The organism is Dyella dinghuensis (genome assembly GCF_003977615.1).
In the GTDB taxonomy this organism is placed as follows: Bacteria; Pseudomonadota; Gammaproteobacteria; order Xanthomonadales; family Rhodanobacteraceae; genus Dyella_B; species Dyella_B dinghuensis.
Map to the genome: position 1 here is coordinate 432,414 of NZ_RYZR01000006.1, position 25,899 is coordinate 458,312.

Sequence of the window (25,899 nt, forward strand, 5' to 3'; positions counted from 1 at the left end):
GCACGAAGGGGTTTGTGTTCCGACAAAACGAACGTCGTCGGATCAGAGGCTGTAAGAAAGATTGGTGGTCGCCAGCGTGTCGGTCTTGCGAATGCCCGGCAGCGCTTCGGTGTTGTGACGCACCTGGAAACCGACCTTGATCGCCAGCTTCTTGGTCATGCTGACGGCGAGGCCTGCGTCGTTCTGCAGATAGGTGTTCTTGCTGCCCGCTTCCGTGAGGAACGTGTCTTCGAACGCGGTGTTGTCGGTGATGCGGAACTTGTAGTTCACCAGTCCGCGCGCCACGACTTCGCTCTGGCGTCCTTCGGTGTACGGCACGGCGACGCCGTTGACTGTCACGGTACCGGTCGCCGGCTGGTATTCGGTGTAACCCGGACCGATTTCGAACGAGAGCTGCGTGCGGTCGTTCTTCAGCGCGATGTAGCCGTAGCCAACGGACACGGTGCCTTGCCAGTAGTTGGCGCCGAAGTCGTCATGGTCGTAGCGCGCTGCGGTCACGATGTAGCTGCGCGGATCGAGCTTGTAGCCGAACGAGGTACCTGCGTCGTAACGGTTCGCGGTGGTCTCGAATTCCTTCACCGTCGCGCCCTGTTCGTCGACGACGTTCACCTGACCCTTCGAACGCAACGCATCAAAGAAGAAGTTGTTCTTCCACTGATCCGTTTCCTGGTTCAGGTTCAGCTTGACGTTCAGGTTCTGGGAGCGCGAGTTGCCGGTGGTGGAGGCAAAACCAATTTCGCCCGAACCAGTCCAGTTGCCCGTGCTTGTCTGGGTGCCGGAGCTGGTGTCCTGGGCCTGGGCAGCGAACGTGGCCAGGGTGGCAAGCGCCAGACCGGTCATCAGAATCTTTTTCATCGCTGGGGGAGTCCTATTGTTAAAAAGCTGTTGAGCGCGCCACTTTAGCGGCAGGGCTTGAATATGCGGTGAATATGAACGGGCGCCGTTCAGGGCCAATGGAGCGCCTTAGCGGGCATCGGGGTCGATCAAGCGCGTGATGGCGACGTCATAGAGCTTCAGCTCGATGGTTTTGCCGGCTACGTACGCCATGGCGGCCAGAAGCGCCAGCCAGCGGCCCCACGGCAGCAAGGGCACGGCCAGCAAGCTCAGGCAGGGCACCGCACAGATCAATGCGGCCGCGAGGAACCGGCGCCCCTGCAGGTCTTCCGTATGCCGCAAGCGCTCGCCCGGCGTGGGTTTGCGCAGCGACTGCTGCCAACCCAGTCCATCCGCCAGCCCCAGCAGCAGAGCCAGCATGAGCAGGCCAATCGCCCAGGGCAGCGGCTCGACGTCGGCCCCGGTGAGGTTGGCCTGGAAGATGACGCACACCCACAACCACAAGCCGCCGCCATAGCAGGCGGACAGCACGCGGCTAAGCGGAATCTGCATGGTCACCCCGGCCTGCGCCATGCGGCGTGCGCGATAGCCGTAGGCGCTGCTGATCAGGCAAGCCATACTGCAGAGCACGAGCGCCACACTGATCAGCCGGGTGGCCCAGAAGCCTTCATTCCCGCGCACCATGCCGGCCAGACCCAGCATGGGGAGATAAGTGGCCAGCGCCAGCAAGGCCTCGCGGGTGGGGCGCAGCGAGTGACCGACCTGCCACCCGTGCCACTCGGGCATCACGCGCAGCCGCAAGCAGGCCAATAGCAGACCAGCGCTTACGAAAAGACAGCCTAAAGTGAGCGGTACCAAGGCTTCGCCGCGGCCGGTGCTGTAGATGCCCAGTGCCAGCGCCAGGCCGAGCAACATCCATAGCCCGTAGCCACAAAGGGCCAGGACCTCCAGAAGCATGGGCGCCAACCCGACGGGCGGGAGTTCCAGGTCGCCACTCACCGATTGCGATATTTTTGGGGATATATCCATAAGGACCGGGGAAAGTCCGTACGCATGCTTGCGGGCGTCACGTACCATACCCATGCTACACAGAACGGGTTGCTGAACGTCGACATGGACCGCTACGAGCGCATTCTTACCCTGCACCGTCTGTTGAAGTCGGCCCATTACCCGGTGCCGCTGCCCAGACTGATGGACGAGCTTGAGTGCTCGCGGGCGACGCTGTATCGCGATATCGCATTTCTGCGCGACGCGTTGGGCGCGCCGATCGAAAGCGCCGGCGGCGAACACGCTGCATTCCGCTACGAAGCGGCTGAAGGTCAACGCTTCGAATTGCCGGGGCTGTGGCTGACGTCGGATGAACTCGCCGCATTACTCGCGTTGAACGAATTGATCGGACGCAGCGGGCCCGGTGTCCTGGCCGGCGCACTCGCACCGTTCAAGGCACGCATTGAAAACCTGCTGTCCGATCGTGCCAGCGGCAAAGCGTTGCCGGTGGAACGCATTCGCGTGATTCCGTGGGGCGAACGCAAACTCGATCAGCAGGCGTTTCGCATCACCGCCGGTGCGGTGCTCGATCGCAAGCAACTGCGTTTTCTTTATCGCGCACGCACCACGAACAACGAAAGCCGCCGCACGGTGTCGCCGCAACGGCTCACGCACTATCGCGACAACTGGTATCTCGACGCGTGGGATCACGATCGCGAGGCGTTGCGCAGTTTCGCGGTGGATCGCATTGTCGATCCGCAAACACTCGAAGCCGCCTCGACTGATGTACCCGAGCAGGATCTCAACGACGCACTCGCTTCCAGTTACGGCATTTTCGCCGGCAAACCCAAGGCATGGGCCACCATTCGTTTCTCTGCGCATGCTGCGCGCTGGGTTGCCGACGAACATTGGCATTCTCAGCAAAAAGGCAGCTGGATGCCGGACGGGCGTTATGAATTGCAGGTGCCCTATTCCAATTCACGCGAATTATTGATGGATGTGCTCAAGTACGGCCCGGACGCCGAGATTGTTGCGCCGTTGCCGTTGCGTGAAGAGATGAAGATCATGCTGCAGCTGGCGCTTGGCGGTTATCAATAAATAAAGCGATCTGCGATTGTGCGTTACGATGCCAGCGATGCCACCTACCGAATCTGTTGCCGACATCGCCATTCCCGAAGGAACCACGCGCAGACCGACCATTGCGCTGGCGCTCGGTGCAGGCGGTGCAAAAGGTCTTGCTCACATTGGTGCGATTGAAGAGTTGGAAGCGCAAGGTTTCCAGATCGTCGCCATCGCCGGCTGTTCGATGGGCGCACTGATCGGTGGCATTCACGCGATGGGCAAGCTGGAGGTTTATCGCGAGTGGGTGTGTTCGCTCGATAAGTTCGATGTGCTGAAACTGGTGGATTGGTCGTTCTCGTTTTCAGGCGGCGGCCTGATCAAGGGCGAGAAGATTTTCGGCACGCTGCTCGATCTCATCGGCGACATCACCATCGAAGAATTGCCGATACCGTTCACCGCGGTGGCGACCGATATCGAGCGCGAACGCGAAGTGTGGCTGTCGCGCGGCTCGCTATTCGAAGCGGTTCGCGCATCCATCGCCATTCCTACGCTTTTTCGCCCGCACACGATCGACGGACGCGTGCTGGTGGATGGCGCGCTTCTCAACCCGGTGCCTGTCACGCCGCTGATTCGCGATCATGCGGATTATCTGGTGGCGGTCAGCATCGACGGTCCCGCTGAAAATGCATCACCGATAGAAATTCGTGCGCCGGAAAAACCGCGGTCGCGCGGCATCGGCCGCCTGCTGGAAAAACTGCGGCCGGGCAACGGCGATTCGAAAAACGATCCGGAGAAACCTAACGAACCGGGCGCCATCGCGTTGCTCAATCAATCGATGGATCTGATGCAGGCCAATCTCTCGCGCTTGCGTCTGGCCGCGTATCAACCGGATTTGCTGGTGCAGATGGCGCGCAACGTATCGAGCGTCTACGAGTTTTATCGCGCGCGCGAATTGATCGAACTCGGCCGCGAACGAACGCGCGCGGCCGTGGAAGCGTGGCAACGTACACCGCGTTAGCGCAGCGCTTTGGCCTTGATATGCGAATCGAGATACATCTTCAGCGCAACGGCCTGGTTGTGCTCTTCATCGCGCGCACCGTAGACCAGTGTGACGCGATGACGTTCGGCCTGCACGGCGAGCGGTTTCCAGAAGCTCGCGCGTGAATCGAGTTCGCTGGCGTAGCGGTGACGAAAGCCTTCCCAGCGTGCCGGATCGTGGCCAAACCACTCGCGCAGCGCGGTGGAAGGAGCGAGATCCTTGGCCCACACATCGAGTGCGGCGTCTTCTTTCTTTATGCCACGCGGCCACAGGCGATCGACCAGTACGCGATAGCCATCCGTTTTGGTGGCCGGTTCGTAAACGCGCTTGACGGCGATGCTCACGAGCATCCCTCCTCACGAAAACTGACGAACTGACCTCAAAGCATACGCCGCGAAAACGAAGGCGGCGTGATGTTGACGGCCTGATGCTGTTCAGAGTTCTTCGACGCGCGTGACTTTGGCCCGGCGCATCAGCCACGACACGCCGCGCAGATCGGCCACGCCGACCCAAAGGCGATCGAGCATGCCGTACTTGGAGGTGCCCGCCGTGCGCGGGCGATGGCCGACCGGCACACTCTGGCTGCGATAACCCGCGCGCTTGACCAGCGCCGGCAGGTAACGATGCATGTGATCGAAGTATGGCAGGCGCAGGAAAATGTCGCGCTCGAACAGCTTCAGGCCGCAGCCGGTGTCGGGCGTGTTGTCCTGAAGCATGCGTGAGCGCACCGCGTTGGCGATCTTCGAGGAAATGCGTTTGTTGAAGCTGTCGCGGCGCGTGGTACGCCAGCCCGCGAAGAGTTTGGTTTCCGCATCGGCCCCATCGCGTGCGGCAAGCAGCTTGGGAATATCGGCCGGATCGTTCTGACCGTCGCCGTCCAGCGTGGCGATCCACGGCGAACGCGCGGCGCGCACGCCGTTCCACACGGCCGTGCTCTGGCCGCTGCGGGTGACGTGATGCAGCACGCGCAATTCGGGATAGCTGGCCTTCTGCGCGTTCAGCACCGCACGGCTGTCGTCGCTGGAATCGTCGTCGACGTAGACGATTTCGAAATCCACCTTGCCGCGTAAAGCCGAAGCGATTTCGGCGAGCAGCGGGGGGATATTGTCGCGTTCATTGAAGACGGGCACAACGACGGAAAGTTGCGGCATGGACAGAACCTTGTAACGCCAAATCGGAATGTTAAAGCCCCTCTCCCTGTGGGAGAGGGGTTGGGGTGAGGGTTCGGGCAGCGCGCGTTATCCAGGTTTTGGATAAGACTTCATGCCGCGCTCCGAGCGCACCCTCACCCCAGCCCCTCTCCCACCGGGAGAGGGAGTCAGTGCTTAACGCATCTTGCCGAGAATCCCTTCCAGCTCATCATTGCTGTGGTAATGGATCACCAGCTTGCCGCGGCCGCCGCGGCCATGGGCCACTTCGACCTTGGTCGCGAAACGTTCGCCCAGCTCGCGTTCCAGCGCGTCCACATTCGGGTCGCGTGCCGGAGCGCTCTTGGCTTTGCCCTTTGGCGCCGTCTGCGCTTTGCGGGCAGCGTCTTCCAGCTCGCGCACGCTCCAGTTGTTGCGCGCCGCTTCCAGCGCGAGCGCTTCGGCATCGCGTTCGGGCAGCGTGAGCAGGCAGCGGGCATGGCCCATTTCCAGCTTGCCGTCGTCGAGCAGGCGCTTGATCGAAGCGGGCAGATCGATCAGGCGCAGCATGTTGGACACTGCCGCACGCGAGCGGCCCACCGCATCGGCGGCCTGTTGATGCGTGAGATCGAAATCGTCGATCAGGCGCTTGATGGCGTCCGCTTCTTCCAGCGGTGTGAGATCCTGGCGCTGGATGTTTTCGATCAACGCCATCGCCGGGACGGCGACTTCCGGAACATCTTTGACGAGCGCGGGAATCTCGCTGAGCTGCGCGCGCTGAGCTGCGCGCCAGCGGCGTTCACCGGCAATCAGCTCGTAGCTGTTCTTGCCGATCGCGCGAACGACGACCGGTTGAATCAAACCCTGTGCGCGAATCGACGCGGCCAGTTCGTCCAGCGCTTCGTCGTTCCAGTGACGGCGCGGCTGATATTTGCCGGGCTGAATGTGCTGGATGGGCAGGTTGCGCAGCTCGCCTTCCTGTTCGATCACCGACGGAGTGCCGGCATCGCCGCCGCCGAGCAGGGCATCGAGCCCGCGTCCCAATCCACGCTTTTTAGGAGCCGACATGTTTATTCCTGATCCAAATGAGCCGAGGCTTCCAGCGTTTCCTCGGGTGCATCGCCGTGCATGGAATGCAGCGCGGCGACCGCGGCTTGCGAACCGCGTTCGCGGCGAATGATTTCACCGGCAAGACCGATGTAGGCGATGGCGCCGCGCGAGCTGCGGTCGTAAAGGTGAATCGGTTGACCGTGGCTCGGTGCTTCGGCCAGACGCACATTGCGCGGAATGATCGAGCGCAGCACCTTGTCGCCGAAATGCTGCGTGAGCTGCGCCGACACTTCGTTGCCGAGGTTGTTGCGCACGTCGTACATGGTGCGCAGCAAGCCTTCGATTTCCAGTTGCGGATTCAGATGCTGGCGCACCGCTTTCACCGTATCGAGCAAACTGGAAAGACCTTCCAGCGCGAAGTATTCGCACTGCACCGGAATCAGCAAGCTCGTCGCCGCGGTGAGTGCATTGACGGTGAGCAGATGCAAGGTCGGCGGACAGTCGACCAGAATGGTGTCGTACTTGCCCGCCACTTTCTGCAGTTGTTCCTTCAAACGATTTTCGCGCGCGAGCGCGTCCATCAGTTTGAGTTCTGCAGCGGTGAGGTCGCCGTTGCCGGGCAGCAAGTCGTAATGCGCTTCGGTAGCGACGATGGCTTCTTCGATCGGCGCTTCGCCCAGCAGCACTTCACAGCCACTCGGTGTCGCTTCGTGTTTGTTCACGCCCGATGCCATGGTCGCGTTGCCCTGCGGGTCGAGATCGACCAGCAGCACTTTGCGCTTCGCTGCAGCGAGCGCCGCAGCAAGATTGACAGCGGTTGTGGTTTTGCCGACGCCACCTTTCTGGTTGGCGACAGCGATGATACGGGCCATGTCTCGTCCGGTACCGTGAGTGTTCGAAAGGACGGCTAGATTAGCAGCCCGCCCGTCCCAGCACGACGAGATGTCGCTCGGCCGCTTCCAGTCCCGGGACGGCGAGCGCGTGAATCGCGCGGACCTGGAATGCCGCGGGCACGCCTGGAAGTTCGTCATCGGGCGACTTTCCCTTCATCGCCAGCCAGATGCCCTGCGGTGCCAGCAGATGGCCGCCCCAGCCGAGCATGTCGGCCAGGCTGGCGAAAGCGCGCGCGGTGATGCAATCGAACTGGCCTTCGACCTCTTCCACACGCGATTGCTCGGCGCGAACGCCTTCAAGCTTCAGCGAACGGATCGCTTCGCGCAGGAAACGCACCTTTTTGCCGTTGGAATCGACCAGCAACACCTGCCGCCCCGGCGCGGCGATGGCGAGCGGAATGCCCGGCAGGCCGGGGCCAGTGCCCAGATCCGCGAGGGTCTCGCCCTGCACGTAGGGCAGGATGGCGAGCGCATCGAGCAAATGGCGCGTGACCATGTCCTCAGGATCGCGAATGGCGGTGAGGTTGTACGTGGCGTTCCAGCGCTCGAGCAGCGCCAGGTAATCGAGCAGGCGCGGCACCGCGTTCGCCGGCAGCGTCAGGCCCAGCGCGTGGATGCCCTGTTCGAGCTTGGTTTGCAGGGCGTTGCGCGTGGTCATCGGGTGTCCGTGGCGTGCGTGGTCGATCAGTATCCGGATCGGCTGCATGCTGCGCCAGCGCCGGACAAAAGAAGACCCGCCGGAGCGGGTCGATACTTTCAGGTTTCCCCTGGACCGGTGCTTCTACTAAGGCACCTGGCCAGTTCTTCTTGTAATCAGGCGGCTTCCAGCTCGACGCGGGTCACCATCACACCGCGCGCGCGCAGGTGTTTGTTGAGATTGGACTTCAGACGGGCGGCAACTTCGCGGCGTTCGTCCTGGGTGGTTTCCGGCTCGGCGTGCAGCGCGTCGACGACGGAGCTGCGGATGAGCTGGTCGGCGTGTTCGATCACCGCGTCGGCGCGCTCGGGTTCGAGCACCTGCCAGTAAACGGTGCCGTGCATCGGCTTCGTTTCAGCCATGGAGGCATCGAAACTCAGCGTGCGGCCGCCCAGATCAATACGATGTCCAACGCGATCGACCAGCGGCATGACGACATGGGTGCCCGGTTGAAGAAGGCGCACCGGCTTGCCGCGACGATACAGACTGTGAACTTGACCGGCCGGCACACGCTTCACGGCAGCCGCCATCAAGGCGAGGACTGCGAAGAGAAGAGTGGTGGCGAGAATGGTCATGGTTTGTTTAGAAACAATTAGTTATGAACGTTTTCTGAAATTTTTACGAGGCTTTATTGTACAGCCCCATGAACCTGTTTGGATTAATCTTAATTTAACGACGAAACATGGCGCTTTTCAACCACTGTTCGTTAACGAGTGGCTGACAAATCGGAAGCATCAGCCGTGCCATACGCGGCGTCCAAAACAGATCGCCCCACCGGTATTTCTATCGGCAGGGCGAGGAGTTAGCCGAAGCGGGTGGTGGGCGGGTCGCTTAGAACTTGCCGGCGCGGAAGTCGGCGATCGCTTCGTGGATCTGCTCGGGTGTGTTCATGACGAACGGGCCGTAGCGGGCAACCGGCTCCTGTAGGGGTTTGCCGGCCACCAAAAGCACACGGGCTGGGGTTTCGCGTCCGGCGATGCGCACGCTGTCGCCCTTCGAAAGCACGGCCAGTTCGCTGCGCGAGAGTTTTTCGCCAGCGACTTGCGCGTCGGTTCCGTCGAAGACGTAGGCAAAGGCGTGATGACCTTCGGGCAATGGAATGTCCACGCCTGCACCCGGTTCGACCGCGATGTCGAGGTACACCGGCGCGGTCGCGACGCCGGAAACCGGACCCTCAGCGTCACCCAGTGCCCCGGCGATGACCTTCACCGTCACCCCTTCGGCCGGATGCACCACCGGAATGCGTGCCGGATCGATGTCCTGGTAGCGCGGGTCGGTCATCTTGTCCTTGGCGGGCAGATTCACCCACAGCTGGAAACCCCACATCAGGCCGTTTTCCTGCTGCGGCATTTCCGAGTGCACGATGCCGCGGCCGGCGGTCATCCATTGGACGCTGCCGGAAACGAGGTCGCCGCGGTTGCCCTGGTTGTCGCCGTGCTGCATGTGGCCGGCGAGCATGTAGGTGACCGTCTCGAAGCCGCGATGCGGATGCTCCGGGAAGCCGGCGATGTAATCGCCCGCCTGGTCGGAACGGAATTCGTCCAGCAGCAGGAACGGGTCGAGCATGTCCAGACCTGGCTGGCCGATGATGCGCTTGAGTTTGACGCCCGCACCGTCGGAGGTGTCGGTGCCGCGAATCCGGCGAAGAATGCTGCGCTCAGTCATGGCTTGCTCCGGTAGAGAGAACTGTCGCCCATGATGGGCGCGCAAGCGTGCGCACCCAAGCGTTTCCTTACGAACAGACTGTTTCCGGAAAGGCTGCCGCGAGGGCAGCCTTGTCGTTCAATGCACCCAGTGTCCGCTGCGATGACGCGGCGGCGGCACGTGGTTGGCTTCGTTTTCCGTAGCGTGGTTCAACGCATCAAGCTCCGCTTGCGTGGCCGGATGCTGATACCAGTACTGACCCACGGCAGCGAGGACGGCCGGCAATTGCGCGAGGCAATCGTCGTATTCGTCGTCGCTGAGCTTTTCGAATTCGGCTTCGGCGCTGAGGATGCCTTCGTCGACGGCGAGCGCCATCACCGGGCCGAGTATTTCCATCAGCGGCGGATCGTCGGCCAGGCGCTTTTCCCACAGGCCAGCGCGCAGGTCGATGCCGCGGCTGAAACCTTCGCACCAGCCCGCGGCCGACAGCACCGGACCGGCCTCGGTTTCGACTTCGCCGAGAATCGGCTCGTAGGCATCGACATCAAGCTCGGCGCTGATCGAATCGTTGAGCTTGGCAAGCAGGGCCAGCACGCGGTTGCCTTCGTCTTCGTCATCGAAGGGTTCGTGCAGCACTTCAGGCAGCCATTCTTCGGGCAGTACCCGTATAGGCCCGACCGCCAGCGCCGAGAGCAGCCCATGCACGCCGTCGAGCAGCAGGTGGCTGTCCTGGGCATGAGCCCTGAGGTAGGTGTCGAGCTCGTCGAGCTCTTTGTCGTCCAGCGAGCTGGGCCAATCGGTCTTGCTTGTCGTCATCAGATATCCAGGTCCACCGTGACCGGGGTGTGGTCGGAAGGTCGTTCCCAGCGGCGCGGTTCGCGGTCGATGGCAACGGCCTTGGCCGAAGATTTCAGGGCATCGCTCAGCAGGATCAAGTCGATACGCAACCCCATGTTGCGCCGGAATGCCCCCTGCCGGTAGTCCCACCAACTGTAGTGGCCTGCGTCCGCTTCAAAAAGCCGGAAGCTGTCGTGCAGGCCCAGATCTGTGATGGCTTTCAGCGCGGCGCGTTCAGGCGGCGAGCAGAGCACGTCTTCGCCCCATGCGACGGGGTCGTAAACGTCGCGATCGTCCGGCGCGATGTTGAAATCGCCCAGCACGACGAGTTTGGGATGGCGCTTGATTTCCTGCGCGAGAAAATCGTGCACGCGCTCGAGCCAATGCAACTTGTACGTGTATTTTTCATCGCCGACGGCTTTGCCGTTGACGACGTAGAGATCGACGATGCGCACGCCGCCGACGGTTGCCGCGAGAATGCGCCGCTGCGGATCGTCCAGGCCGGGAATGTCGGTGACGACATCCTCGAACGTCAGCTGCTTGTCGTTGCGCGCGAGTATCGCCACGCCGTTGTAGGTTTTCTGTCCGGCATAGACCGCGTGATACCCGGCGGCGGCGATCTCGTCGACCGGAAACTTCGGATCTTCCAGCTTGGTTTCCTGCAACGCCACCACATCGGGCTGGGCGTCGCTCAGCCACTGCGTCAGATGCGGGATGCGCACCTTCAGCGAGTTCACGTTCCATGAGGCGATTTTCATGGGCCTATTGTAAGGGATCGACATGACCGTCCCGGAACCAGGCCAGCGGTCATGCTTGACTTCACGCCAAGTGTATTGTTGTATTAATACACATGGATGCCTCACTCCTCACGATTCAGCCTAACGCGCCGGAACCGATCTACCGGCAGATCGTGGACCAGCTCCGCCGCCTGATCGCCAGCGGCCAGCTGCTGGCCGGCGAAGTGCTGCCGTCCGTGCGCGATGTCGCCGGTTTTCACGCGATCAACCCGATGACGGTCTCCCGCGCCTACGGCATGGCGGAGGCCGAAGGTCTTCTCGAACGCCTGCGCGGCAAGGGTATGGCGGTTGCCGCCACGCGCAAGGCGGTGCAGAGCGAAAGCCAGCGCATGGCACTGCTGGAGCCGCAACTGCAGGCATTGGCGCGTCACGCCAACGAACTGGAACTGCCCGCCGACGCGGTGCTGCGCCGGCTGGCCAAACTGCTGGGGGATTGAATGAACGCCGTATTCAACGCCGTACACATGGAAACCACGCACGAACCGGTGTCCCCGCTTGTCGCGCAGGGATTGGCGCACTGCTACGAAGGCAGCAACGCCTTGAACGGCGTAGATCTCACCATCGCGCCCGGCAGCGTACTCGGATTGATCGGGCGCAATGGCGCCGGCAAATCCACCTTGATCCGCGCGATGCTCGGTCTGTTGCAGCCGATATCCGGCACCGCATTCGTGTTCGGCGAACCGGCGTTGAAGCTCAGCGATGACACGAAATCGCGCATCGCCTATGTGCCGCAACAACCCGACGCACTCGCATGGCTCACTGCGCAGCAGATGCTCGATTTCGTCGGCCGTTTCTATCCGCGCTGGGACAGCGCATTCGCCAAGTCGACGTTGGAGCGCTGGAAGATTCAACCGAATCGATTGCTCGCCAAGTTGTCGCCGGGCGAACGCCAACGCGTGGATCTGATTCGCGCGCTCGCCTCGCAACCCGAACTGCTGGTGTTGGACGAACCGGCCGCAGCGCTCGATCCGGTGGCACGCCGCGAATTGTTGCGCGAGTTGGCGTTACGTGCGGGCGAAGCAGGCACGACCGTATTGTTCTCCACGCACATCGTGTCGGATCTGGAGCGTGTTGCATCGGAAGTGGCGTTCCTGCACGAGGGCAAGATATTGCTGCGCTGTGGCGTCGACGACACGAAGGAACGTTATGCGCGACTGTGGCTTCCCGCAAAGATATCGGCCGCGGCACCCTCGCAAAGCTTGAGTCGCCGCCGCAATGAAGACGGAAGTTTGAGCCTGATTGTCGCGCGCGACGCAAACGGGCAGTGGCCTGAAGCATCCACGTTGCCAGGTGCGCGCATCGACGCACTCGGTCTGGAAGATCTTTTTGTGGAGATCGCCGAATGAACGCGGCAACGCTCGTGATGGTGCCTTTACGCGCGACGGTAAGCAGCACACGCTGGATCACGATGCTTGTTTTAAGCCTGATGCTGGTTATTTCTGTAGCGCTGCAATTGACTCAAACCTTGCCGAAGACTGCACTAATTGGGGCCGTCATCGCTGGCTATGGCGAATTTTTCGTCGGGCTGCTTTTCGTAGCACCGTTTCTATTGATGGCGATCGACACACGCCAATTACGCATACCACGCAGTCAGTCGACCATCGTTCTCGGAATGATGCTTTACAGCGCCTTGTGGATTGCGGTGCCGTCGATCGCACTGGCGCTGGCAGGCGCCGACTTCGTGACGGTGTTGACCATCCAGACCGTTGGTCTGCTTTTTGGATTGACGTTCGGTTTGTTGCCGCGTGTGTTTCTCATCGTCGCGGGCTTCTCGCCGAGCTTTCTGGGCCTCGTGCATATCCAACTGCACTACCCGGGAAAACCCACCGTTCTTCTGTTGTGGCTGGTCGCATCGGTATTAGCGCTTATTTCTGCGTTGTGCTGGCGGCGTCAGGTTCGCTCGATCGATCCGTATGGCGAAGGCTTCAACAAACCGCTCGTGCTGCGATCGCGCACGGGTAACCGCACGGGTTTCATGAATTGGAATGACTGGACGACGATGTCCGGAAACAGTCGTCAAATCCGATCGCAGCCGCAATGGATGCTGGCGATTGCGAACTTGCGCGATACCGGCCCTCAAAATCCGGTTCGCAGTCTACGCGTTGGGCTTGGTGGGTGGATGCTGCCGAAAACATGGCAAAGCGCATCGCGTCAATGGATGCTTGTGCTTGCTCCCATCATCCTGATGATGGGGCTGGTGTATCTACGCGCACCGGGAATCACGCCTGCACTTTTTCATGCCATTGCGTTCAGTGCTGTCGTCTGGATCGCCGGGTTTGGCAGCATGGTGCTCAGTTTGACGACCATCGTGCTGCTGCAGCAACGATGGAGCCGAACCAATGCCGAGTTACCCTTCCTCGCACTGCTGCCAAGGCTGAGTGATCGCCGGGAGGTGAAAAAGTATTTGCTGCGCGCCAGTCTGCTGCCGACACTTTTCTGGCAAGCGCTGCTTATCGCGCTTCTTGTGGCGACGTTATTCGTCAAACAAGCAAGCGCTCTGGATCTTGCGATTGCCGCGCTGGCCGAGATCGTTGCGGTCGCTTTTACGCCAGCGTTTGCCTTCGCTATTTTTGGCGGCCGGCCGCCAGCACAGTGGGTTACTGGTCTTGTTGCCGGTGTCAGCTTTGCCTTGGTTGGCTGTGGCACCGCTGCGTCATCCATTCTCGATATTTCCAGAACTTACGGCGCGATCATGGCGGTATCGATCATCGCGATCTGGTTTGCCTTGCTGGCCTTTTTGATCGGGCTGGGCCTGCGCGGCTGGCGCGGTCTGCAAGCACGTCCGCACCCTTTCCTGGCCAACTGAGCCACGCTATCGGCGGATGCTGTTGTGCACATGGGCATGAGCGGCCCGAACTGCTAGCGTATTGGCTTATCCCCCGTGTTTGCGGAATACGCCGCCATGCTTAAAACCGTTCGAGTTCTTCTGCCGTTGTTGACCTTAAGCGTCGGCTCGGTCGCCATCGCCGATACCCACACCACGACCGATCCGCGCATCAACGCCGTGCTGACGGATCTTGGCAAGGTGCGACAAATCGATAGCGTCGCGCTTTCTCCGGATGGAAAGCATTTGGTGTGGGTGGTGGATACGAATGGCAAGCCTGCCATGATGCTTGCCGATGCAGATGGCAAGAATGCACGCAGCATCGGCCTCGCTACCAAGCCTGGCGCGTGCAGTGAAACCACTCCCACATGGGCGCCCGATTCGCGCCACCTGGCATTTCTTTCCAATTGCGATAGCACGCTCAATGGCGTCGGCGGCAAACAGGCCGATATCTATGTGCTCGACACACAGGGCTCGGACAAGCCCGCGCGTCTGTCACATCTGAGCGGTTACGTGAATGCATTGCGCTGGTCGCCCGACGGCAAGACGCTGGCGTTTCTGTATGTGGAAGGCGCAACGCGCCGGGCTAGTGCATTGGCCGCTGCGAAGCCGCTGACGGGCGAAATCGGCGTGGAAGGTATTGAAGTGCAGCGCGTTGCGACACTCGCGGCCGCCGGCGGCAACGCGCAGCAGGTTACACCGGCAGACAGTTACGTCTATGAATTCAGCTGGGCGCCCGACAGTCAGCGCATTGCTTACGTGGCCGCACCGGCACCGGGCGACAACAATTGGTGGATCGCTCAACTTTACGTGCAGCCTGCACAGGCTGGCGCCTCGCGCACCACGGTGGTCGATCCGAATACGGTAAGCGGTCCGCTGCACGGATTGCAGATCGCATTGCCGCGCTGGTCGCCGGATGGTTCGCGCATTGCGTTTATCGGCGGCCTGATGAGCGATCAGGGTTCTACCGGCGGCGACATCTACAGTGTTTCCGCTCAAGGTGGCGCGCCCGTGAATATGACCAGCGGCATCAAGGTGACGCCAGCGTGGTTCACATGGAGCTCGCCGCAATCCATGCTGGTCGATCAGGTCAGCAGTGGCAAGATTCAACTCGCTGAGTATTCCGTGCAGGGTGATCAAGCGCAGCAACAGCGTGTGCTCTACACCGTTGCAGGTTTTACCGGTGATGGCTCCGCGTTGCTCGCACTGTCGTTTTCCTCTGATTACCGCTACGTCGCGTTTGATGAGTCGTCCTATGAAGCTGCGCCGGAAGTGCATGCGGGTCCGGTTGGCACCGACGCGCCGCCGGCGGTGACCTCCATCAACGCATCGCTGAAACCCAGCTGGGGCAAAGCCGAATCCGTCGAATGGACGAATGACGGTCATCACGTGCAAGGCTGGCTGATTTATCCCGCCAACTACGATCCGCACAAACACTATCCGATGATCGTCAGCATCCACGGCGGCCCCTCTGCAGCGCAGGTGCCTTATTGGCCGCAGGTGGGTTACACCGCCGTTCCATTCTCCACGCTCGGTTATTTCGTATTCCAGACCAATCCGCGCGGCAGCTACGGCGAAGGCGAAGCCTTTGTGCAGGCTAACCGCAAGGATTTCGGCTATGGCGATCTGCGTGACACGCTCGCCGGTGTGGATGCGGTGGAAAAGATGGTGCCCGTAGACGATCACCGCCTTGGCCTGACGGGCTGGAGCTACGGCGGCTTCATGAGCATGTTCGCACCGACGCAGACGCAACGTTTCCGCGCGGTCGTGGCAGGTGCAGGCATTGCGAACTGGCAGAGCTATTACGGCCAGAACCTGATCGATCAGTGGATGATTCCGTTCTTCGGCGCATCCGTGTACGACGATCCAGCGGTTTACGCGAAGAGTTCCGCGATCAACTTCATCAAGAACGTGAAGACGCCCACGCTGATTGTCGTGGGTGAGCGCGATGCGGAATGCCCGGCGCCGCAATCGTTCGAATACTGGCACGCGTTACGTGCGCTGGGCGTACCGACGTCGTTGGTGGTGTATCCGAATGAAGGCCACCACTTCTACAACCCGGTGAACCAACGCGATGTGTTGCAGCGTGCGTTGAACTGGTTTGAGAAATACCTGCCGCCGTCGGCATAAACGCGAAGGTGTGCCTCTGTCCGCTGCGCAGCAGACAGGGGCACATTAAAACAGTTGCCCCTGCGGCGAAGGCTTTCGCGGCGGCACAAATCGCGAAACGTTGAGCTTCAATTCACGCGCCCGTGCAAAACCGTGACGACGACATGCAACTTCGAAACGGCGTCGCAAAAGGTCGGCAAAGACGCCCTGTCCTCGCATGCGCGTGCTGAAATCGCTGTCGTAATCGCGACCATCGTTCATTTGCTGCACAAGGCTCATGACATGTGCGGCGCGCTGTGGTGCGTGAAGAGCGAGCCATTCGCGAAACAACGCTTTCAGCTCGTACGGTAACCGCAACACGGTATAACCTGCGCAACGAGCGCCCGCGTCGGCCGCTTGTTCAAGCACCGCTTCCATATCGCGATCATTGAGCGACGGAATGATCGGTGCGACCAGCACACCCACGGGCACACCGGCGTCAGCCAATGTCTTGATCGTTTGTAGACGCCGATGCGGCGCAGTCGCTCTCGGTTCGAGTTTTGCCGCAAGACGATTGTCGAGCGAATTCACCGACACGAGCACTTGCACGAGATGTTCGCGCGCCATCGGCGCGAGAATATCCAGGTCACGTTCGACCAACGCGTTCTTCGTCACAATCGTGCAAGGGTGATGACATTCGGCGAGCACTTCCAGCGCCGCGCGCGTCAGTCGCCAGCGCTTTTCGATCGGCTGATAGGGGTCGGTGCTGCTACCTATGTTAATCGGACTGACAACGTAACTCGGCTTCGCGAGATCCGCGCGCAACACTTCTGCGAGATTCGTTTTCGCACGCAGTTTGGTTTCGAAATCCAAGCCCGGCGAAAGATTGAGATAACTGTGCGTAGGTCGCGCGAAGCAATATATGCACCCGTGCTCACAACCCCGATACGGATTCATCGCCTGGGCGAAATGGATGTCCGGCGAATCGTTATGCGTGATGACACTGCGTGCGCGCTCTTCGGTAACTTCCGTTTTCGGACGCGGCCGTTCTTCATCCAGCAGCGCATGCTGCCAGCCATCGTCTTCAGCATGATGCCGAATCGTTTCGAAACGCCCCTCCGGATTGGAAGCGGCGCCGCGGCCTTTGATGGCATGGGGAACATCCGTCATCGATAAAGCATGCGCTCAATGTGTCTCAACCACCGCGACACTCACGGTTGATCGGCGTCACTCAATTGTTGGGCGAGCCACTTCGCCATCGATGCAAGCGGATAGTTTTGCTCCAGCTGGCGATGCATCTCGTCGAAAACCGGCGGGGAGATTGTCCAGCCCAAGGGCAGCGGATAATTTCCGGGGCACAATCGCATATGCCACAGCACGTCGCCGCTTCCCGGGTTGTCCGCGTTGATGTGTAACGAGGCGAGCAATCGTGCACGTGCATATTCGCCACGCGCGTCGCGTGTGTCGAGCAACGCCACGGCGGGTGCGGTGATTTCACCGTAGCTTTTGCGTTCCGTGGGGCTTTGCACGCGTGGACACGTTGCCGAATAAAGCGGCAGCGGGTTGCTGGAATTATGTGCATCGACAAAGTCGTGAAGCGTGGGATCGTTGCTGATGTGCAGCACGATAATCTGAAGCGGCTGTCCTTGTTTCGCTGCAGTTTTCCTGAGCAGCTGTATCACTTCAAGCAATGTAGTAGTGCCCGAATTTTCGAAATAGCCGCCATCTACGAGTTGCAATGATGCTGGCGCGGGCGGCGGCTGTTTCGCGGTTTGTAGCGTTCCCGCTGGACTCAGATACGTAAAACGCGCGCTGTTAAGAACCACTTCGCTCAAAGGAATGCGCGGATCGAGCCATTGCGAACCATCGAAGGCAGTTGTCCAGGGACTTGTCGTGTAAGGCCGAAATGGATCCTGCACAAATCGCCACCCCTCGCCGACCGTCGTGCTGTTGAAGAACAGCGCTGGCACATCGGTTTTCACGCTGCCGTCTACTTGTTCGTACAACGCTGAGAAGGGTTGTGCGAACGCCGACATACCCTGTTCTTCGGCTGCCTGTTCCAAGCCTCGCGTGAGCGCCCGGCCGCGATCATCGAACAGTGCGCCGGGTAGCCATCGCTGCGTGAAGTCGACGAACCACGCGTTCGCCATCATCGGCGCAAGGAAGTCGTGATTTAAGGTCTGGTCGCTGAGGTTTTCCGCAGACAGTCCGGTGTGAGGCGGTGTCTGCAACGCAGCGACGTACGTTGCCAGCCCCAGGCTTCCGCCCGAAACACCACTTGCTGCGAAGAAATAGCGCTCGAACAGCGGTTCGCCACTGTTGGGCGGAGCGATTTGATCGACGAGCGCTGTGAAGCGACTCAGCACCATCGCCGTCCATGCGGCGCTGCGAAGACCGCCACCTTCGGTCGAAACGACAATGACCGGACAGGCACGTTGCGGCGTGCATCGGCTGCGTAGCCATGCTTGCGCGTAGGCATCGAAATCGGGCCTGTTTTCAGCGGGCGGCACGTCGGGACGTTGATGCGTGCTCATCGCGGGATACTGACGGACACGGTGATTGTCGTTGAGATGCAGCGCATGCAAGCTGATCGATATAAGCGCCAGCAGCGTGAGCAATGGAATGCCGCGCCGGTCGGCAAGCATGCACAAAAAACCACCGCTCATGCAGAAGAAGCTACCCGCAATAAGCAGCACGGCAAGCGAACCCATTCCATCGAATTGGCGTGGTTGCACAACGACCAGCGCCGTGATCAGCACGTTCAAGATCAACACCGCGAGAAAGATGCTCAACGGCAAGGTTCCAAGCACCGTGATGGATTGAACGCGCTGCTCGGCGACATGGCTTTGTGCGGCAGCTTTGCGCGGACCGAACAGCCGCGCCTTCAATTGCTGCGGACCGATGAAAAACACGATCAGCGCGGCCGCTTCGATCAACAACCCTGCGGTTCGCCAATCGCGGCGATGACACTGTGCGGCCGTTGTGCACGTCGCGTGTGGCGTGCCGCGCAACGCAGCCACATAGCCGAACAACACCAGCAGTGGAACGATGATGCCCAATACGCGCGGCAACCAACGGCGCAATGGCGCCGCGCGCGGGTCCTGCAGCGCGGGCCACCGTGGATAGGTCAATCGATACGCGTTGTATGCCGCGTACCAGACGGCAAGGCCGGCCAGCGCGCTGGTGATCAGCAAGGACACATAGCGGATTTCGCTGGGGTCCGCCCACATCGCGATCAGAAATAATTCTGCAGCCTGATCCACATTCGTAATGACGATGGTGGAGAAGGCCAGAATCAGCAATGAGACGCGGATGGGCTTGCAGTGATCCAGCGCAATGGCCACCCAGTCGGTGGCATTGAGCCAGGCCATACGCAGTCCGGTAGCCAGCGGTTTGGGCGCGTTGTGGTCAACCATCGTCCCGCCTCTCCAACGTCCCTGATCGATGGCCCATCTTAGGCGTACACCGTCTCGGGCGCTGGGACGGTGTCCCAATTCGCGACGCCTTGCAGCGCTATGATGGCGTCCTTGACGATGCCATGCGGTGGGGACTGTTATGCGCTGGTTATTACTGCTCGCGACGCTGTTTTCATGGTTGCTCTGCTTTACTCGACATGGACCCGGCGCGATGGCACTCTGGTTGTTCTTTGGCGTTGTCGGCGCCATGGCAACGGCGTTGGCATTTGCGCAAGCGCGCATCGACGCTAACGCGCAACCCGAGCTACACCCCGATCTGATCCGTGAACAAGTGGCTCGGTCGAAGTCGTCAGAACAACAATAATGCTGCAATGCAACTTTTGGCGGTTTAGCCACCTAAACGCTACACTCGAACGGGTGACACTGGCGCGTAGGTGTCATGGAGTGTCCAACTGATTGCGCTCCCGGTGGACCGGTGAGCAGGAGGCAAGCATGTCAAAGGTCTATCCGGTCGATCCTGCATTTGCAGCGAAGGCGCGTGTGCGCAAAGAGGACTATGAGCGTCTTTATGCGGAGTCGGTAAAAGATCCCGAGGGTTTCTGGGGCCGCATGGCCGAGAGGCTGGAATGGGCTACCAAGCCCACGAAGATTCGCGACGTCTCCTTCGATCCGAAGAACCTGCACATTCGCTGGTACGACGACGGCAAGCTCAATGTTTCAGCCAACTGCCTCGATCGGCATCTGGCGACACGCGGCGACAAGACGGCGATCATTTTCGAAGGTGACGATCCTGCCGATTCGCGCCGTATTACGTATAAGGAGTTGCATGCCGAGGTGTGCAAGTTCGCGAACACTCTGAAGCACCTTGGTGTCGTGAAGGGCGATCGCGTTGCGATCTACATGCCGATGATTCCCGAGGCCGCGATCGCCATGCTCGCGTGCGCGCGCATCGGTGCGATTCATTCGGTCGTCTTTGGCGGCTTCTCACCGGACTCGCTGGCCGGCCGCATTGCCGACTCCACAGCGAAACTTGTTGTGACTGCCGATGAAGGCGTACGTGGCGGCAAGAAGATTCCGCTGAAGGCGAACGTCGATGCCGCGCTTGAGCGGCCTGGTACGAACAGTGTCGAAACGGTCGTTGTCGTGCGCCGCACGGGCGCGGCAGTGCCGATGCAGTCGCCGCGGGATCGCTACTACCACGTGTTGATGGAAGGCCAATCCGCAGATTGTCCCGCCGAGCCACTGGAGGCGGAACATCCCCTGTTCATCCTTTACACCTCCGGCTCTACGGGCAAACCGAAGGGTGTTTTGCATACGTCTGGCGGTTATCTGGTGTACGCGAGCCTTACGCACGAGCTTGTGTTCGATCTGCGCGAGGACGACGTTTATTGGTGCACCGCCGACGTGGGCTGGGTCACCGGACACAGTTATGTCGTCTATGGTCCGCTCGCCAACGGCGCAACCACGGTGATGTTCGATGGGGTGCCGAATTACCCGGATTTCAGCCGCTTTTGGCAGGTCGTAGACAAGCACAAGGTGTCGTTGTTCTACACCGCGCCGACCGCCATCCGCGCGCTGATGCGTGAAGGCGAGGGCCCGGTCAAGAAATGCTCGCGCGCCAGTTTGCGATTGCTGGGTTCGGTGGGTGAGCCGATCAATCCGGAAGCGTGGGAGTGGTACTACCGCGTGGTGGGCGACAACCGCTGCCCGATCGTCGATACGTGGTGGCAGACGGAAACCGGCGGCATTCTGATCACGCCGCTCGCCGGCGCGATTGCTACCAAACCCGGCTCCGCAACGTTACCGTTCTTTGGCGTGAAACCCGCGGTAGTCGATGCCGGCGGCGCGGTGCTCGAAGGCGCCTGCGAAGGCAATCTGCTGATTACCGATTCCTGGCCTGGCCAGATGCGTACCGTGTATGGCGATCACGAACGCTTTATCGATACGTATTTCAAAGCGTATCCCGGCAACTATTTCACCGGTGACGGTGTGCGCCGTGACGAAGACGGCTACTACTGGATCACCGGTCGCGTCGATGACGTGATCAATGTGTCGGGTCACCGCATCGGTACGGCGGAGGTTGAAAGCGCGCTGGTATCGCATCCGAAAGTGGCCGAAGCCGCGGTCGTTGGCTGTCCGCACGAGATCAAGGGTCAAGGCATTTATGCCTATGTCACCCTGGTGGCGGGCGAGCAGGGCAGCGAGGAGTTGCGCAAAGAGTTGGTGGCTTGGGTGCGCAAGGAAATCGGTCCGATCGCCACGCCGGACTACATTCAGTGGGCGCCAGGCTTGCCGAAGACGCGATCGGGCAAGATCATGCGCCGCATCTTGCGCAAGATCGGCGAGAACCAGCCCGATCAACTCGGCGATATTTCCACGCTTGCCGATCCTGGCGTCGTGAAGAACCTGGTGGATGAACGGCTGATTCGCTGATCATCGATACACGAGCACCGTCGCTGCGCTTGTATTGGGCAGCGGCGATCCGGCAGCATGCATTCATGCGAACAACTCTTGGCCAGGATGTCGCCGGCATTGCCGCTTGTTTGGACAACGACGTCATCCACGTTTGGCTGCTCGACTATCGGAGAGAACTGCGACGCGAACCATTAAAGGCGCTGCTGGGTGTTTATCTCGGTTTGCCGGCAGAGGACGTGATCCTGCACGACGACGAGCACGGACGGCCCGAACTCGCCACGCCATGGAATTCGCTGTTGCAATTCAACTGGTCGCACAGTGGAGGCAAAGCTCTCATTGCTATCGCGCGCGGCATCATGCCCGGTATCGATATAGAACGTTTTCATGCGCGGCCGCGTGCTCTGGACATTGCGGAACGTTTTTTTCATCCCAGGGAAACCGCCGCGTTGACGGCATTGGATGATTCGCAGCGCGAGCGTGCGTTTGTGCAGTTATGGACGGGTAAAGAAGCCGTCGTCAAGGCACTGGGTCGGGGTATCGCCTTCGGCTTGCAGCGATTTTGTATTTCCGTTCCGCCAGCGCCGGCGCAAGTGCTATGGCTGGACGGGGAGGACGCAGCGCAGTGGCAATTGCACGCGCTGGACACCGATGCACAGCATGTGGCCAGTCTGGCCTGGCGCGGTCCTTCACGCACCATCGCCGTGTGGACACTTGCCGAGGCGCGCTGATCGGCGCACTGTGTGCGGTCCACGATAGTTTTTCTTTCATCCATGACCCTGCTCAGCGTCAATCTCAACAAGATCGCCGTGCTGCGCAACTCCCGCGGTGGCGACGAACCCGATATGTCTCGCGCCGCTATCACGTGCATCGAAGCGGGTTGCGGCGGCATCACCGTTCATCCGCGTCCGGACATGCGTCATGTACGTCCCGACGATGTGCGTACCTTGGCGGCATTGTTGCGCGGCCGCGTGGAATACAACATAGAGGGCAATCCGTTTGCCCCGGCACGCGGTGCGTATCCGGGTTTGATTGCGCTAGCTCGCGAAGTGCGGCCCACGCAGGTCACTCTGGTGCCGGACAGCGATGGGCAAATAACGTCCGACCACGGCTTTGACCTGGCGAACGATACCGACCAGTTGCGGCCACTGGTTGCGGAACTACGTGATCTGGGCTGCCGTGTGAGCCTTTTTGTTGATCCGGGCGCGCAAGGTTTTGAACACGCTATCGCGATTGGCGTAGAACGCGTTGAAATTTATACCGGTCCTTATGCTCAGGCCTTTGAGGAAGGCGACGCTGGTGAACAGCTGGCATTGTGCGTCGACACGGCGCGCCGCGCGCAACAGGCCGGTCTGGCCGTTAATGCTGGGCACGATTTGAGTCAGGCGAATCTTGGAACGTTCCGCGTTGCCATTCCCGGTCTTGCCGAAGTGTCGATCGGTCATGCGCTGATCGGTGAGGCGCTTTACGAAGGGCTCAGTACAACCGTGCGCAAATATCTTCAGATACTTCGATAAGACTGGCCGTATAGACGGCTATTCGCTCAAGCGGCGAAATCGGACATCAAAACGTACAAACAAAAACCCCCGCTTTCGCGGGGGTTTTTGCGGGTAGCGCTAGCTGCAATTGAATTGCTCAGGTTCAATCGCAGGAATTACTGACTACTACTATCCATAAAGCTGATCTTTGTCAGGCCGTAGCTCTTGGCATCAGCCAGAACTCGCGCCACGTCCTGATAAGGCACTGCGTCCGCCGCGTCAATCTGCAGTTCGTTTTGCTCTGCATCCGACTTGAGCGAAATCACGTGGATCTGCTCCTTCAACGCGGACTCATCCACCGGAGTGTCATTCCAGTAGTAAGCGCCAGACTGATCGATCTTCAGGTGAATGGGATCCGGCGGATTGGTCGGCGGAATCACATTCGGATTGGGCTGAGGCAGATCGATCTTGATTTTGTGGGTCATGATCGGTGCCGTGATCATGAAGATGATCAACAGCACCAACATCACGTCGACCAGTGGCGTGACGTTGATGTCCGCCATCGGGCCTTTGCCACTTCCGGTACTAAATGCCATGGCTCGTCACTCCTTGCCGGTCGTCATGAAACCGACATGGACCATTCCCGAATCCTTCGCATCACCGAGGACCTTACGAACAGTCTTGAACTCCGTGTCCTTAGCGGCACGGATCTGTAGCTCGGGTTGCGGCGACATCGCCGCGTACACCGCGAACTTCGACTTCAGTTCGACATCGGAGATGGCGTTCTGGTCATCGTTGAGGAACATGCTGCCATCGTCCTTGATGGCCAGATCGATCGGCGGAACCGGCGTGGGCTGATCCGTTGTTTTCGGATTAGCCGTCGGCAGCTTCACCGTAATCCGGTGCGACATCAGTGGTGCTGTGATCATGAAGATGATCAACAGCACCAGCATCACGTCAACCAGCGGTGTGACGTTGATTTCCGACATCGGCGAGCCGGATTCGTTTCCGGAGCTCATCGCCATGGGTCAATCCCTCACTTCTGCGTCGGAGCGGTGCCTTCAACGCGCGCGCCGGTAGCGAAGAAGTCGTGCAGGTCGTGCGCGAATTCGTCGAAGCGGGCGTACGTGAGGCGGTTCGAGCGGGTAAAGAAGTTGTAGGCAAGCACGGCCGGGATAGCGGTGAACAGACCGAAGGCGGTCATGATCAGAGCTTCACCCACCGGACCGGCCACCGCTTCCATCGAAGCGTTACCGGATGCGGCGATGCGGATCAGGGCGTGATAGATGCCCCACACCGTACCAAGCAGACCGATGAACGGTGCGGACGAACCGACCGTTGCAAGCAGGGTCATGCCGCCTTCCAGACGCAGGCTTTCGCGAGCGACGGCCTGACGCAGAGCGCGGTCGATGAATTCCGAGCGGCTCAGCGATTCGGCAAGGCGACCACCGCCAGCAGCGGCAGCAGCAGCTTGCTGATGGTGAGCAACGGCGGACGCTGCATCCAGAGCAATCTTCGAGAATGGTTCACCCTTGGGCTGGGCTTCCAGCTCGCGGATGGCATCCTGCGTGGAGTTGTTGGACCAGAAGCCGTTGATCACGCCATCGGCGCGACCACGCACCATCGAGTTACGAATGGCGTTGGCAATGATGAAGTACCAGGAAGCAAAGGACATAACAACGAGAACCACGAAAACAATCCAGCCCAGGGGATCGAAATTCTTGAGCAGGTCGTGGAAACCCATTTGTTGCATGGCCATCGCGTTGGCGTTGCCACCCAGCGAGGGAGCGGCATCGGACGGAGCAGGAGTCTGTTGGAACATAAACGCTACCCTTGGAAGTCAGGCGTGAACTGTAACTGTAATAGGTATTACAGCTGATTGAGATTGAAGTTGACGGGTACGCGTACGTAACCTTCAACCTTTTGACCTTTTTTCATTTCCGGATTGAAACGCCACTTTTGTGCCGCTTCAATTGCCGCGCGATCAAGCTCGCGGAAACCACTGGACTGATCGACCTTGATGTCCTTTGGCGTGCCATCGACAGCCACCAGGATCAACAGCGTTACCGTGCCTTCGTGCCGCTGGCGGATAGCCTGTGGCGGATACTTCGGCTGCATGCGGCTGTTGTAGCTGATGTCCTGACCCGCTGCGATATCAGCCGGCGGCGCCGGCGGTGCCGGCGGCGCAGGCGGTGGCGATGCCACAGCATTGGTCGATTGCTCTTCCACTGCCGGTGGCGGAGCCGGCGGAGGCGGAGTCGGCGGCGGGATCACCTGTTGGACGATCTTCGGCGGCGGCTGCTTCGGCGGTTCCGGTGGCGGCGGCGGTGGTGGTGGTGGTGGTGGTGGCGGTTCTTGGAAGTTCACCTGCACGATCTTGTCTTTCTGAACTTCCACCGATTTAGGTGGCGCCATAGGCGCGATCAGTATCAGGAAAGCAAACGCATGCAGCGCGATGGCAACAGCCAGCGCCCATGTGCGCCCCCAACTGAACGGCTTGACGCCGGTATCTTCGTTACTTGAGGCCATCTGTCGCTTTCAATCAGGAGCTAGTCAATCGGAATAGACGTGGTCGCAGCAACCAGCGGCAAAGCCGTTCCCAAAAGGGTGACATTTGCCACTGGACAATGCGGGAAAAGTCCAACGGTACAACAGCACATGGCGTTTGTATAGCGTTTCCATGGCGGTCTTATGGACGTCCATAAGGCCAAGTG

27 protein-coding genes are annotated in these 25,899 nt (G+C 60.3%); 10 read left to right on the forward strand and 17 right to left on the reverse strand.

What is annotated here, in order from left to right; genetic code table 11:
- Window positions 1-42 precede the first annotated feature (42 nt).
- Complete coding sequence (locus EKH79_RS12915) at window positions 43-855, reverse strand: DUF481 domain-containing protein (RefSeq protein WP_126674226.1); 813 nt, start codon at window positions 853-855, stop codon at window positions 43-45.
- Between the two features lie 108 nt (window positions 856-963).
- Window positions 964-1,791 (reverse strand): hypothetical protein, encoded by an 828-nt coding sequence (locus tag EKH79_RS12920; RefSeq protein WP_126674227.1) that lies wholly within the window; start codon window positions 1,789-1,791, stop codon window positions 964-966.
- Window positions 1,792-1,947: 156 nt separating this feature from the next.
- Here EKH79_RS12920 and EKH79_RS12925 point away from each other — a divergent pair, with 156 nt between their 5' ends.
- Window positions 1,948-2,919 (forward strand): helix-turn-helix transcriptional regulator, encoded by a 972-nt coding sequence (locus EKH79_RS12925; RefSeq protein ID WP_126674434.1) that lies wholly within the window; start codon window positions 1,948-1,950, stop codon window positions 2,917-2,919.
- 37 nt (window positions 2,920-2,956) lie between these two features.
- Complete coding sequence (locus EKH79_RS12930; protein WP_126674228.1) at window positions 2,957-3,901, forward strand: patatin-like phospholipase family protein; 945 nt, start codon at window positions 2,957-2,959, stop codon at window positions 3,899-3,901.
- On the opposite strand, the gene EKH79_RS12935 is transcribed toward EKH79_RS12930, so the two are convergent.
- The 9 genes from EKH79_RS12935 to xth form a co-directional block, all read right to left on the reverse strand.
- Window positions 3,898-4,266, reverse strand: coding sequence for a DUF488 domain-containing protein (locus tag EKH79_RS12935; RefSeq protein ID WP_126674229.1), 369 nt, complete (start codon window positions 4,264-4,266; stop codon window positions 3,898-3,900). The two genes, EKH79_RS12930 and EKH79_RS12935, sit on opposite strands and share 4 nt — an antisense overlap.
- A gap of 90 nt (window positions 4,267-4,356) precedes the next feature.
- Window positions 4,357-5,079, reverse strand: a complete 723-nt coding sequence (locus tag EKH79_RS12940) for a glycosyltransferase (protein WP_199754327.1) — start codon at window positions 5,077-5,079, stop codon at window positions 4,357-4,359.
- Between the two features lie 168 nt (window positions 5,080-5,247).
- Window positions 5,248-6,117, reverse strand: coding sequence for a ParB/RepB/Spo0J family partition protein (locus EKH79_RS12945; RefSeq protein WP_199754304.1), 870 nt, complete (start codon window positions 6,115-6,117; stop codon window positions 5,248-5,250).
- 2 nt (window positions 6,118-6,119) lie between these two features.
- Window positions 6,120-6,971: a ParA family protein gene (locus tag EKH79_RS12950; RefSeq protein WP_126674231.1), complete on the reverse strand. Its 852-nt coding sequence runs from the start codon at window positions 6,969-6,971 to the stop codon at window positions 6,120-6,122.
- Between the two features lie 40 nt (window positions 6,972-7,011).
- Complete coding sequence (gene rsmG, locus EKH79_RS12955; protein WP_126674232.1) at window positions 7,012-7,650, reverse strand: 16S rRNA (guanine(527)-N(7))-methyltransferase RsmG; 639 nt, start codon at window positions 7,648-7,650, stop codon at window positions 7,012-7,014.
- A 155-nt stretch (window positions 7,651-7,805) separates the two neighbouring features.
- Window positions 7,806-8,264 carry an SPFH domain-containing protein gene (locus EKH79_RS12960; protein ID WP_126674233.1) on the reverse strand — a complete coding sequence of 153 codons (459 nt, stop codon included), beginning with the start codon at window positions 8,262-8,264 and terminating at the stop codon, window positions 7,806-7,808.
- A gap of 256 nt (window positions 8,265-8,520) precedes the next feature.
- Window positions 8,521-9,354: a pirin family protein gene (locus tag EKH79_RS12965; RefSeq protein ID WP_126674234.1), complete on the reverse strand. Its 834-nt coding sequence runs from the start codon at window positions 9,352-9,354 to the stop codon at window positions 8,521-8,523.
- Between the two features lie 117 nt (window positions 9,355-9,471).
- Window positions 9,472-10,149 (reverse strand): YecA/YgfB family protein, encoded by a 678-nt coding sequence (locus tag EKH79_RS12970; protein ID WP_126674235.1) that lies wholly within the window; start codon window positions 10,147-10,149, stop codon window positions 9,472-9,474.
- Entirely contained in the window at window positions 10,149-10,928 is a 780-nt protein-coding gene (xth, locus tag EKH79_RS12975) for an exodeoxyribonuclease III (RefSeq protein ID WP_126674236.1), read from the reverse strand. Before xth ends, EKH79_RS12970 begins: the two co-directional genes overlap by 1 nt.
- Window positions 10,929-11,020: 92 nt before the next feature.
- On the opposite strand from xth, the gene EKH79_RS12980 reads away from it, so the two are divergent.
- The 4 genes from EKH79_RS12980 (at window position 11,021) to EKH79_RS12995 (ending at window position 15,921) form a co-directional block, all read left to right on the forward strand.
- A complete protein-coding gene (locus EKH79_RS12980; protein ID WP_126674237.1) occupies window positions 11,021-11,404 on the forward strand; it encodes a GntR family transcriptional regulator in 384 nt (127 codons plus the stop codon).
- A complete protein-coding gene (locus EKH79_RS12985) occupies window positions 11,405-12,313 on the forward strand; it encodes an ABC transporter ATP-binding protein (RefSeq protein WP_126674238.1) in 909 nt (302 codons plus the stop codon).
- Window positions 12,310-13,773 carry a hypothetical protein gene (locus EKH79_RS12990; RefSeq protein WP_126674239.1) on the forward strand — a complete coding sequence of 488 codons (1,464 nt, stop codon included), beginning with the start codon at window positions 12,310-12,312 and terminating at the stop codon, window positions 13,771-13,773. The genes EKH79_RS12985 and EKH79_RS12990 overlap by 4 nt, the downstream gene beginning before the upstream one ends.
- 96 nt (window positions 13,774-13,869) lie before the next feature.
- The gene (locus tag EKH79_RS12995) at window positions 13,870-15,921 is read left to right on the forward strand and encodes an alpha/beta hydrolase family protein (RefSeq protein WP_126674240.1); all 2,052 of its coding nucleotides are present in this window, start codon (window positions 13,870-13,872) and stop codon (window positions 15,919-15,921) included.
- A 45-nt stretch (window positions 15,922-15,966) separates the two neighbouring features.
- Here EKH79_RS12995 and EKH79_RS13000 read toward each other — a convergent pair whose 3' ends face one another.
- Both EKH79_RS13000 and EKH79_RS13005 read right to left on the reverse strand, forming a co-directional pair.
- Window positions 15,967-17,049, reverse strand: a complete 1,083-nt coding sequence (locus EKH79_RS13000) for a PA0069 family radical SAM protein (RefSeq protein ID WP_126674241.1) — start codon at window positions 17,047-17,049, stop codon at window positions 15,967-15,969.
- Window positions 17,050-17,090: 41 nt separating this feature from the next.
- A complete protein-coding gene (locus EKH79_RS13005) occupies window positions 17,091-19,295 on the reverse strand; it encodes a patatin-like phospholipase domain-containing protein (protein WP_126674242.1) in 2,205 nt (734 codons plus the stop codon).
- 139 nt (window positions 19,296-19,434) lie between these two features.
- On the opposite strand from EKH79_RS13005, the gene EKH79_RS13010 reads away from it, so the two are divergent.
- From EKH79_RS13010 to EKH79_RS13025, 4 genes are all read left to right on the forward strand, one after another.
- On the forward strand, window positions 19,435-19,659 hold the full coding sequence (locus EKH79_RS13010; protein ID WP_126674243.1) for a hypothetical protein: 225 nt from the start codon (window positions 19,435-19,437) through the stop codon (window positions 19,657-19,659).
- A 128-nt stretch (window positions 19,660-19,787) separates the two neighbouring features.
- The gene (acs, locus tag EKH79_RS13015; protein WP_126674244.1) at window positions 19,788-21,728 is read left to right on the forward strand and encodes an acetate--CoA ligase; all 1,941 of its coding nucleotides are present in this window, start codon (window positions 19,788-19,790) and stop codon (window positions 21,726-21,728) included.
- A 65-nt stretch (window positions 21,729-21,793) separates the two neighbouring features.
- On the forward strand, window positions 21,794-22,438 hold the full coding sequence (locus EKH79_RS13020) for a 4'-phosphopantetheinyl transferase family protein (protein WP_126674245.1): 645 nt from the start codon (window positions 21,794-21,796) through the stop codon (window positions 22,436-22,438).
- Window positions 22,439-22,480: 42 nt separating this feature from the next.
- Window positions 22,481-23,224, forward strand: coding sequence for a pyridoxine 5'-phosphate synthase (locus tag EKH79_RS13025; protein WP_126674246.1), 744 nt, complete (start codon window positions 22,481-22,483; stop codon window positions 23,222-23,224).
- Window positions 23,225-23,361: 137 nt separating this feature from the next.
- Here EKH79_RS13025 and EKH79_RS13030 read toward each other — a convergent pair whose 3' ends face one another.
- From EKH79_RS13030 to EKH79_RS13045, 4 genes are read right to left on the reverse strand one after another with little or no spacing between them, the layout of a single operon-like run.
- Window positions 23,362-23,781, reverse strand: a complete 420-nt coding sequence (locus EKH79_RS13030; RefSeq protein ID WP_126674247.1) for an ExbD/TolR family protein — start codon at window positions 23,779-23,781, stop codon at window positions 23,362-23,364.
- 6 nt (window positions 23,782-23,787) lie between these two features.
- On the reverse strand, window positions 23,788-24,210 hold the full coding sequence (locus EKH79_RS13035; RefSeq protein WP_126674248.1) for an ExbD/TolR family protein: 423 nt from the start codon (window positions 24,208-24,210) through the stop codon (window positions 23,788-23,790).
- An 11-nt stretch (window positions 24,211-24,221) separates the two neighbouring features.
- On the reverse strand, window positions 24,222-25,007 hold the full coding sequence (locus EKH79_RS13040) for a MotA/TolQ/ExbB proton channel family protein (RefSeq protein WP_199754306.1): 786 nt from the start codon (window positions 25,005-25,007) through the stop codon (window positions 24,222-24,224).
- 47 nt (window positions 25,008-25,054) lie between these two features.
- On the reverse strand, window positions 25,055-25,714 hold the full coding sequence (locus EKH79_RS13045; protein WP_126674249.1) for an energy transducer TonB: 660 nt from the start codon (window positions 25,712-25,714) through the stop codon (window positions 25,055-25,057).
- Between the last annotated feature and the right edge of the window lie 185 nt (window positions 25,715-25,899).

Bases quoted from the DNA above. Each gene is read 5' to 3' on its own strand.
- EKH79_RS12915 (WP_126674226.1), bottom strand. From the start codon at position 855: ATGAAAAAGATTCTGATGACCGGTCTGGCGCTTGCCACCCTGGCCACG.
- EKH79_RS12920 (WP_126674227.1), bottom strand. From the start codon at position 1,791: ATGCTTCTGGAGGTCCTGGCCCTTTGTGGCTACGGGCTATGGATGTTG.
- EKH79_RS12925 (WP_126674434.1), top strand. From the start codon at position 1,948: ATGGACCGCTACGAGCGCATTCTTACCCTGCACCGTCTGTTGAAGTCG.
- EKH79_RS12930 (WP_126674228.1), top strand. From the start codon at position 2,957: ATGCCACCTACCGAATCTGTTGCCGACATCGCCATTCCCGAAGGAACC.
- EKH79_RS12945 (WP_199754304.1), bottom strand. From the start codon at position 6,117: ATGTCGGCTCCTAAAAAGCGTGGATTGGGACGCGGGCTCGATGCCCTG.
- EKH79_RS12950 (WP_126674231.1), bottom strand. From the start codon at position 6,971: ATGGCCCGTATCATCGCTGTCGCCAACCAGAAAGGTGGCGTCGGCAAA.
- rsmG (WP_126674232.1), bottom strand. From the start codon at position 7,650: ATGACCACGCGCAACGCCCTGCAAACCAAGCTCGAACAGGGCATCCAC.
- EKH79_RS12960 (WP_126674233.1), bottom strand. From the start codon at position 8,264: ATGACCATTCTCGCCACCACTCTTCTCTTCGCAGTCCTCGCCTTGATG.
- EKH79_RS12965 (WP_126674234.1), bottom strand. From the start codon at position 9,354: ATGACTGAGCGCAGCATTCTTCGCCGGATTCGCGGCACCGACACCTCC.
- EKH79_RS12970 (WP_126674235.1), bottom strand. From the start codon at position 10,149: ATGACGACAAGCAAGACCGATTGGCCCAGCTCGCTGGACGACAAAGAG.
- xth (WP_126674236.1), bottom strand. From the start codon at position 10,928: ATGAAAATCGCCTCATGGAACGTGAACTCGCTGAAGGTGCGCATCCCG.
- EKH79_RS12980 (WP_126674237.1), top strand. From the start codon at position 11,021: ATGGATGCCTCACTCCTCACGATTCAGCCTAACGCGCCGGAACCGATC.
- EKH79_RS12985 (WP_126674238.1), top strand. From the start codon at position 11,405: ATGAACGCCGTATTCAACGCCGTACACATGGAAACCACGCACGAACCG.
- EKH79_RS12990 (WP_126674239.1), top strand. From the start codon at position 12,310: ATGAACGCGGCAACGCTCGTGATGGTGCCTTTACGCGCGACGGTAAGC.
- EKH79_RS12995 (WP_126674240.1), top strand. From the start codon at position 13,870: ATGCTTAAAACCGTTCGAGTTCTTCTGCCGTTGTTGACCTTAAGCGTC.
- EKH79_RS13000 (WP_126674241.1), bottom strand. From the start codon at position 17,049: ATGACGGATGTTCCCCATGCCATCAAAGGCCGCGGCGCCGCTTCCAAT.
- EKH79_RS13005 (WP_126674242.1), bottom strand. From the start codon at position 19,295: ATGGTTGACCACAACGCGCCCAAACCGCTGGCTACCGGACTGCGTATG.
- EKH79_RS13010 (WP_126674243.1), top strand. From the start codon at position 19,435: ATGCGCTGGTTATTACTGCTCGCGACGCTGTTTTCATGGTTGCTCTGC.
- acs (WP_126674244.1), top strand. From the start codon at position 19,788: ATGTCAAAGGTCTATCCGGTCGATCCTGCATTTGCAGCGAAGGCGCGT.
- EKH79_RS13020 (WP_126674245.1), top strand. From the start codon at position 21,794: ATGCGAACAACTCTTGGCCAGGATGTCGCCGGCATTGCCGCTTGTTTG.
- EKH79_RS13025 (WP_126674246.1), top strand. From the start codon at position 22,481: ATGACCCTGCTCAGCGTCAATCTCAACAAGATCGCCGTGCTGCGCAAC.
- EKH79_RS13030 (WP_126674247.1), bottom strand. From the start codon at position 23,781: ATGGCATTTAGTACCGGAAGTGGCAAAGGCCCGATGGCGGACATCAAC.
- EKH79_RS13035 (WP_126674248.1), bottom strand. From the start codon at position 24,210: ATGGCGATGAGCTCCGGAAACGAATCCGGCTCGCCGATGTCGGAAATC.
- EKH79_RS13040 (WP_199754306.1), bottom strand. From the start codon at position 25,007: ATGTTCCAACAGACTCCTGCTCCGTCCGATGCCGCTCCCTCGCTGGGT.
- EKH79_RS13045 (WP_126674249.1), bottom strand. From the start codon at position 25,714: ATGGCCTCAAGTAACGAAGATACCGGCGTCAAGCCGTTCAGTTGGGGG.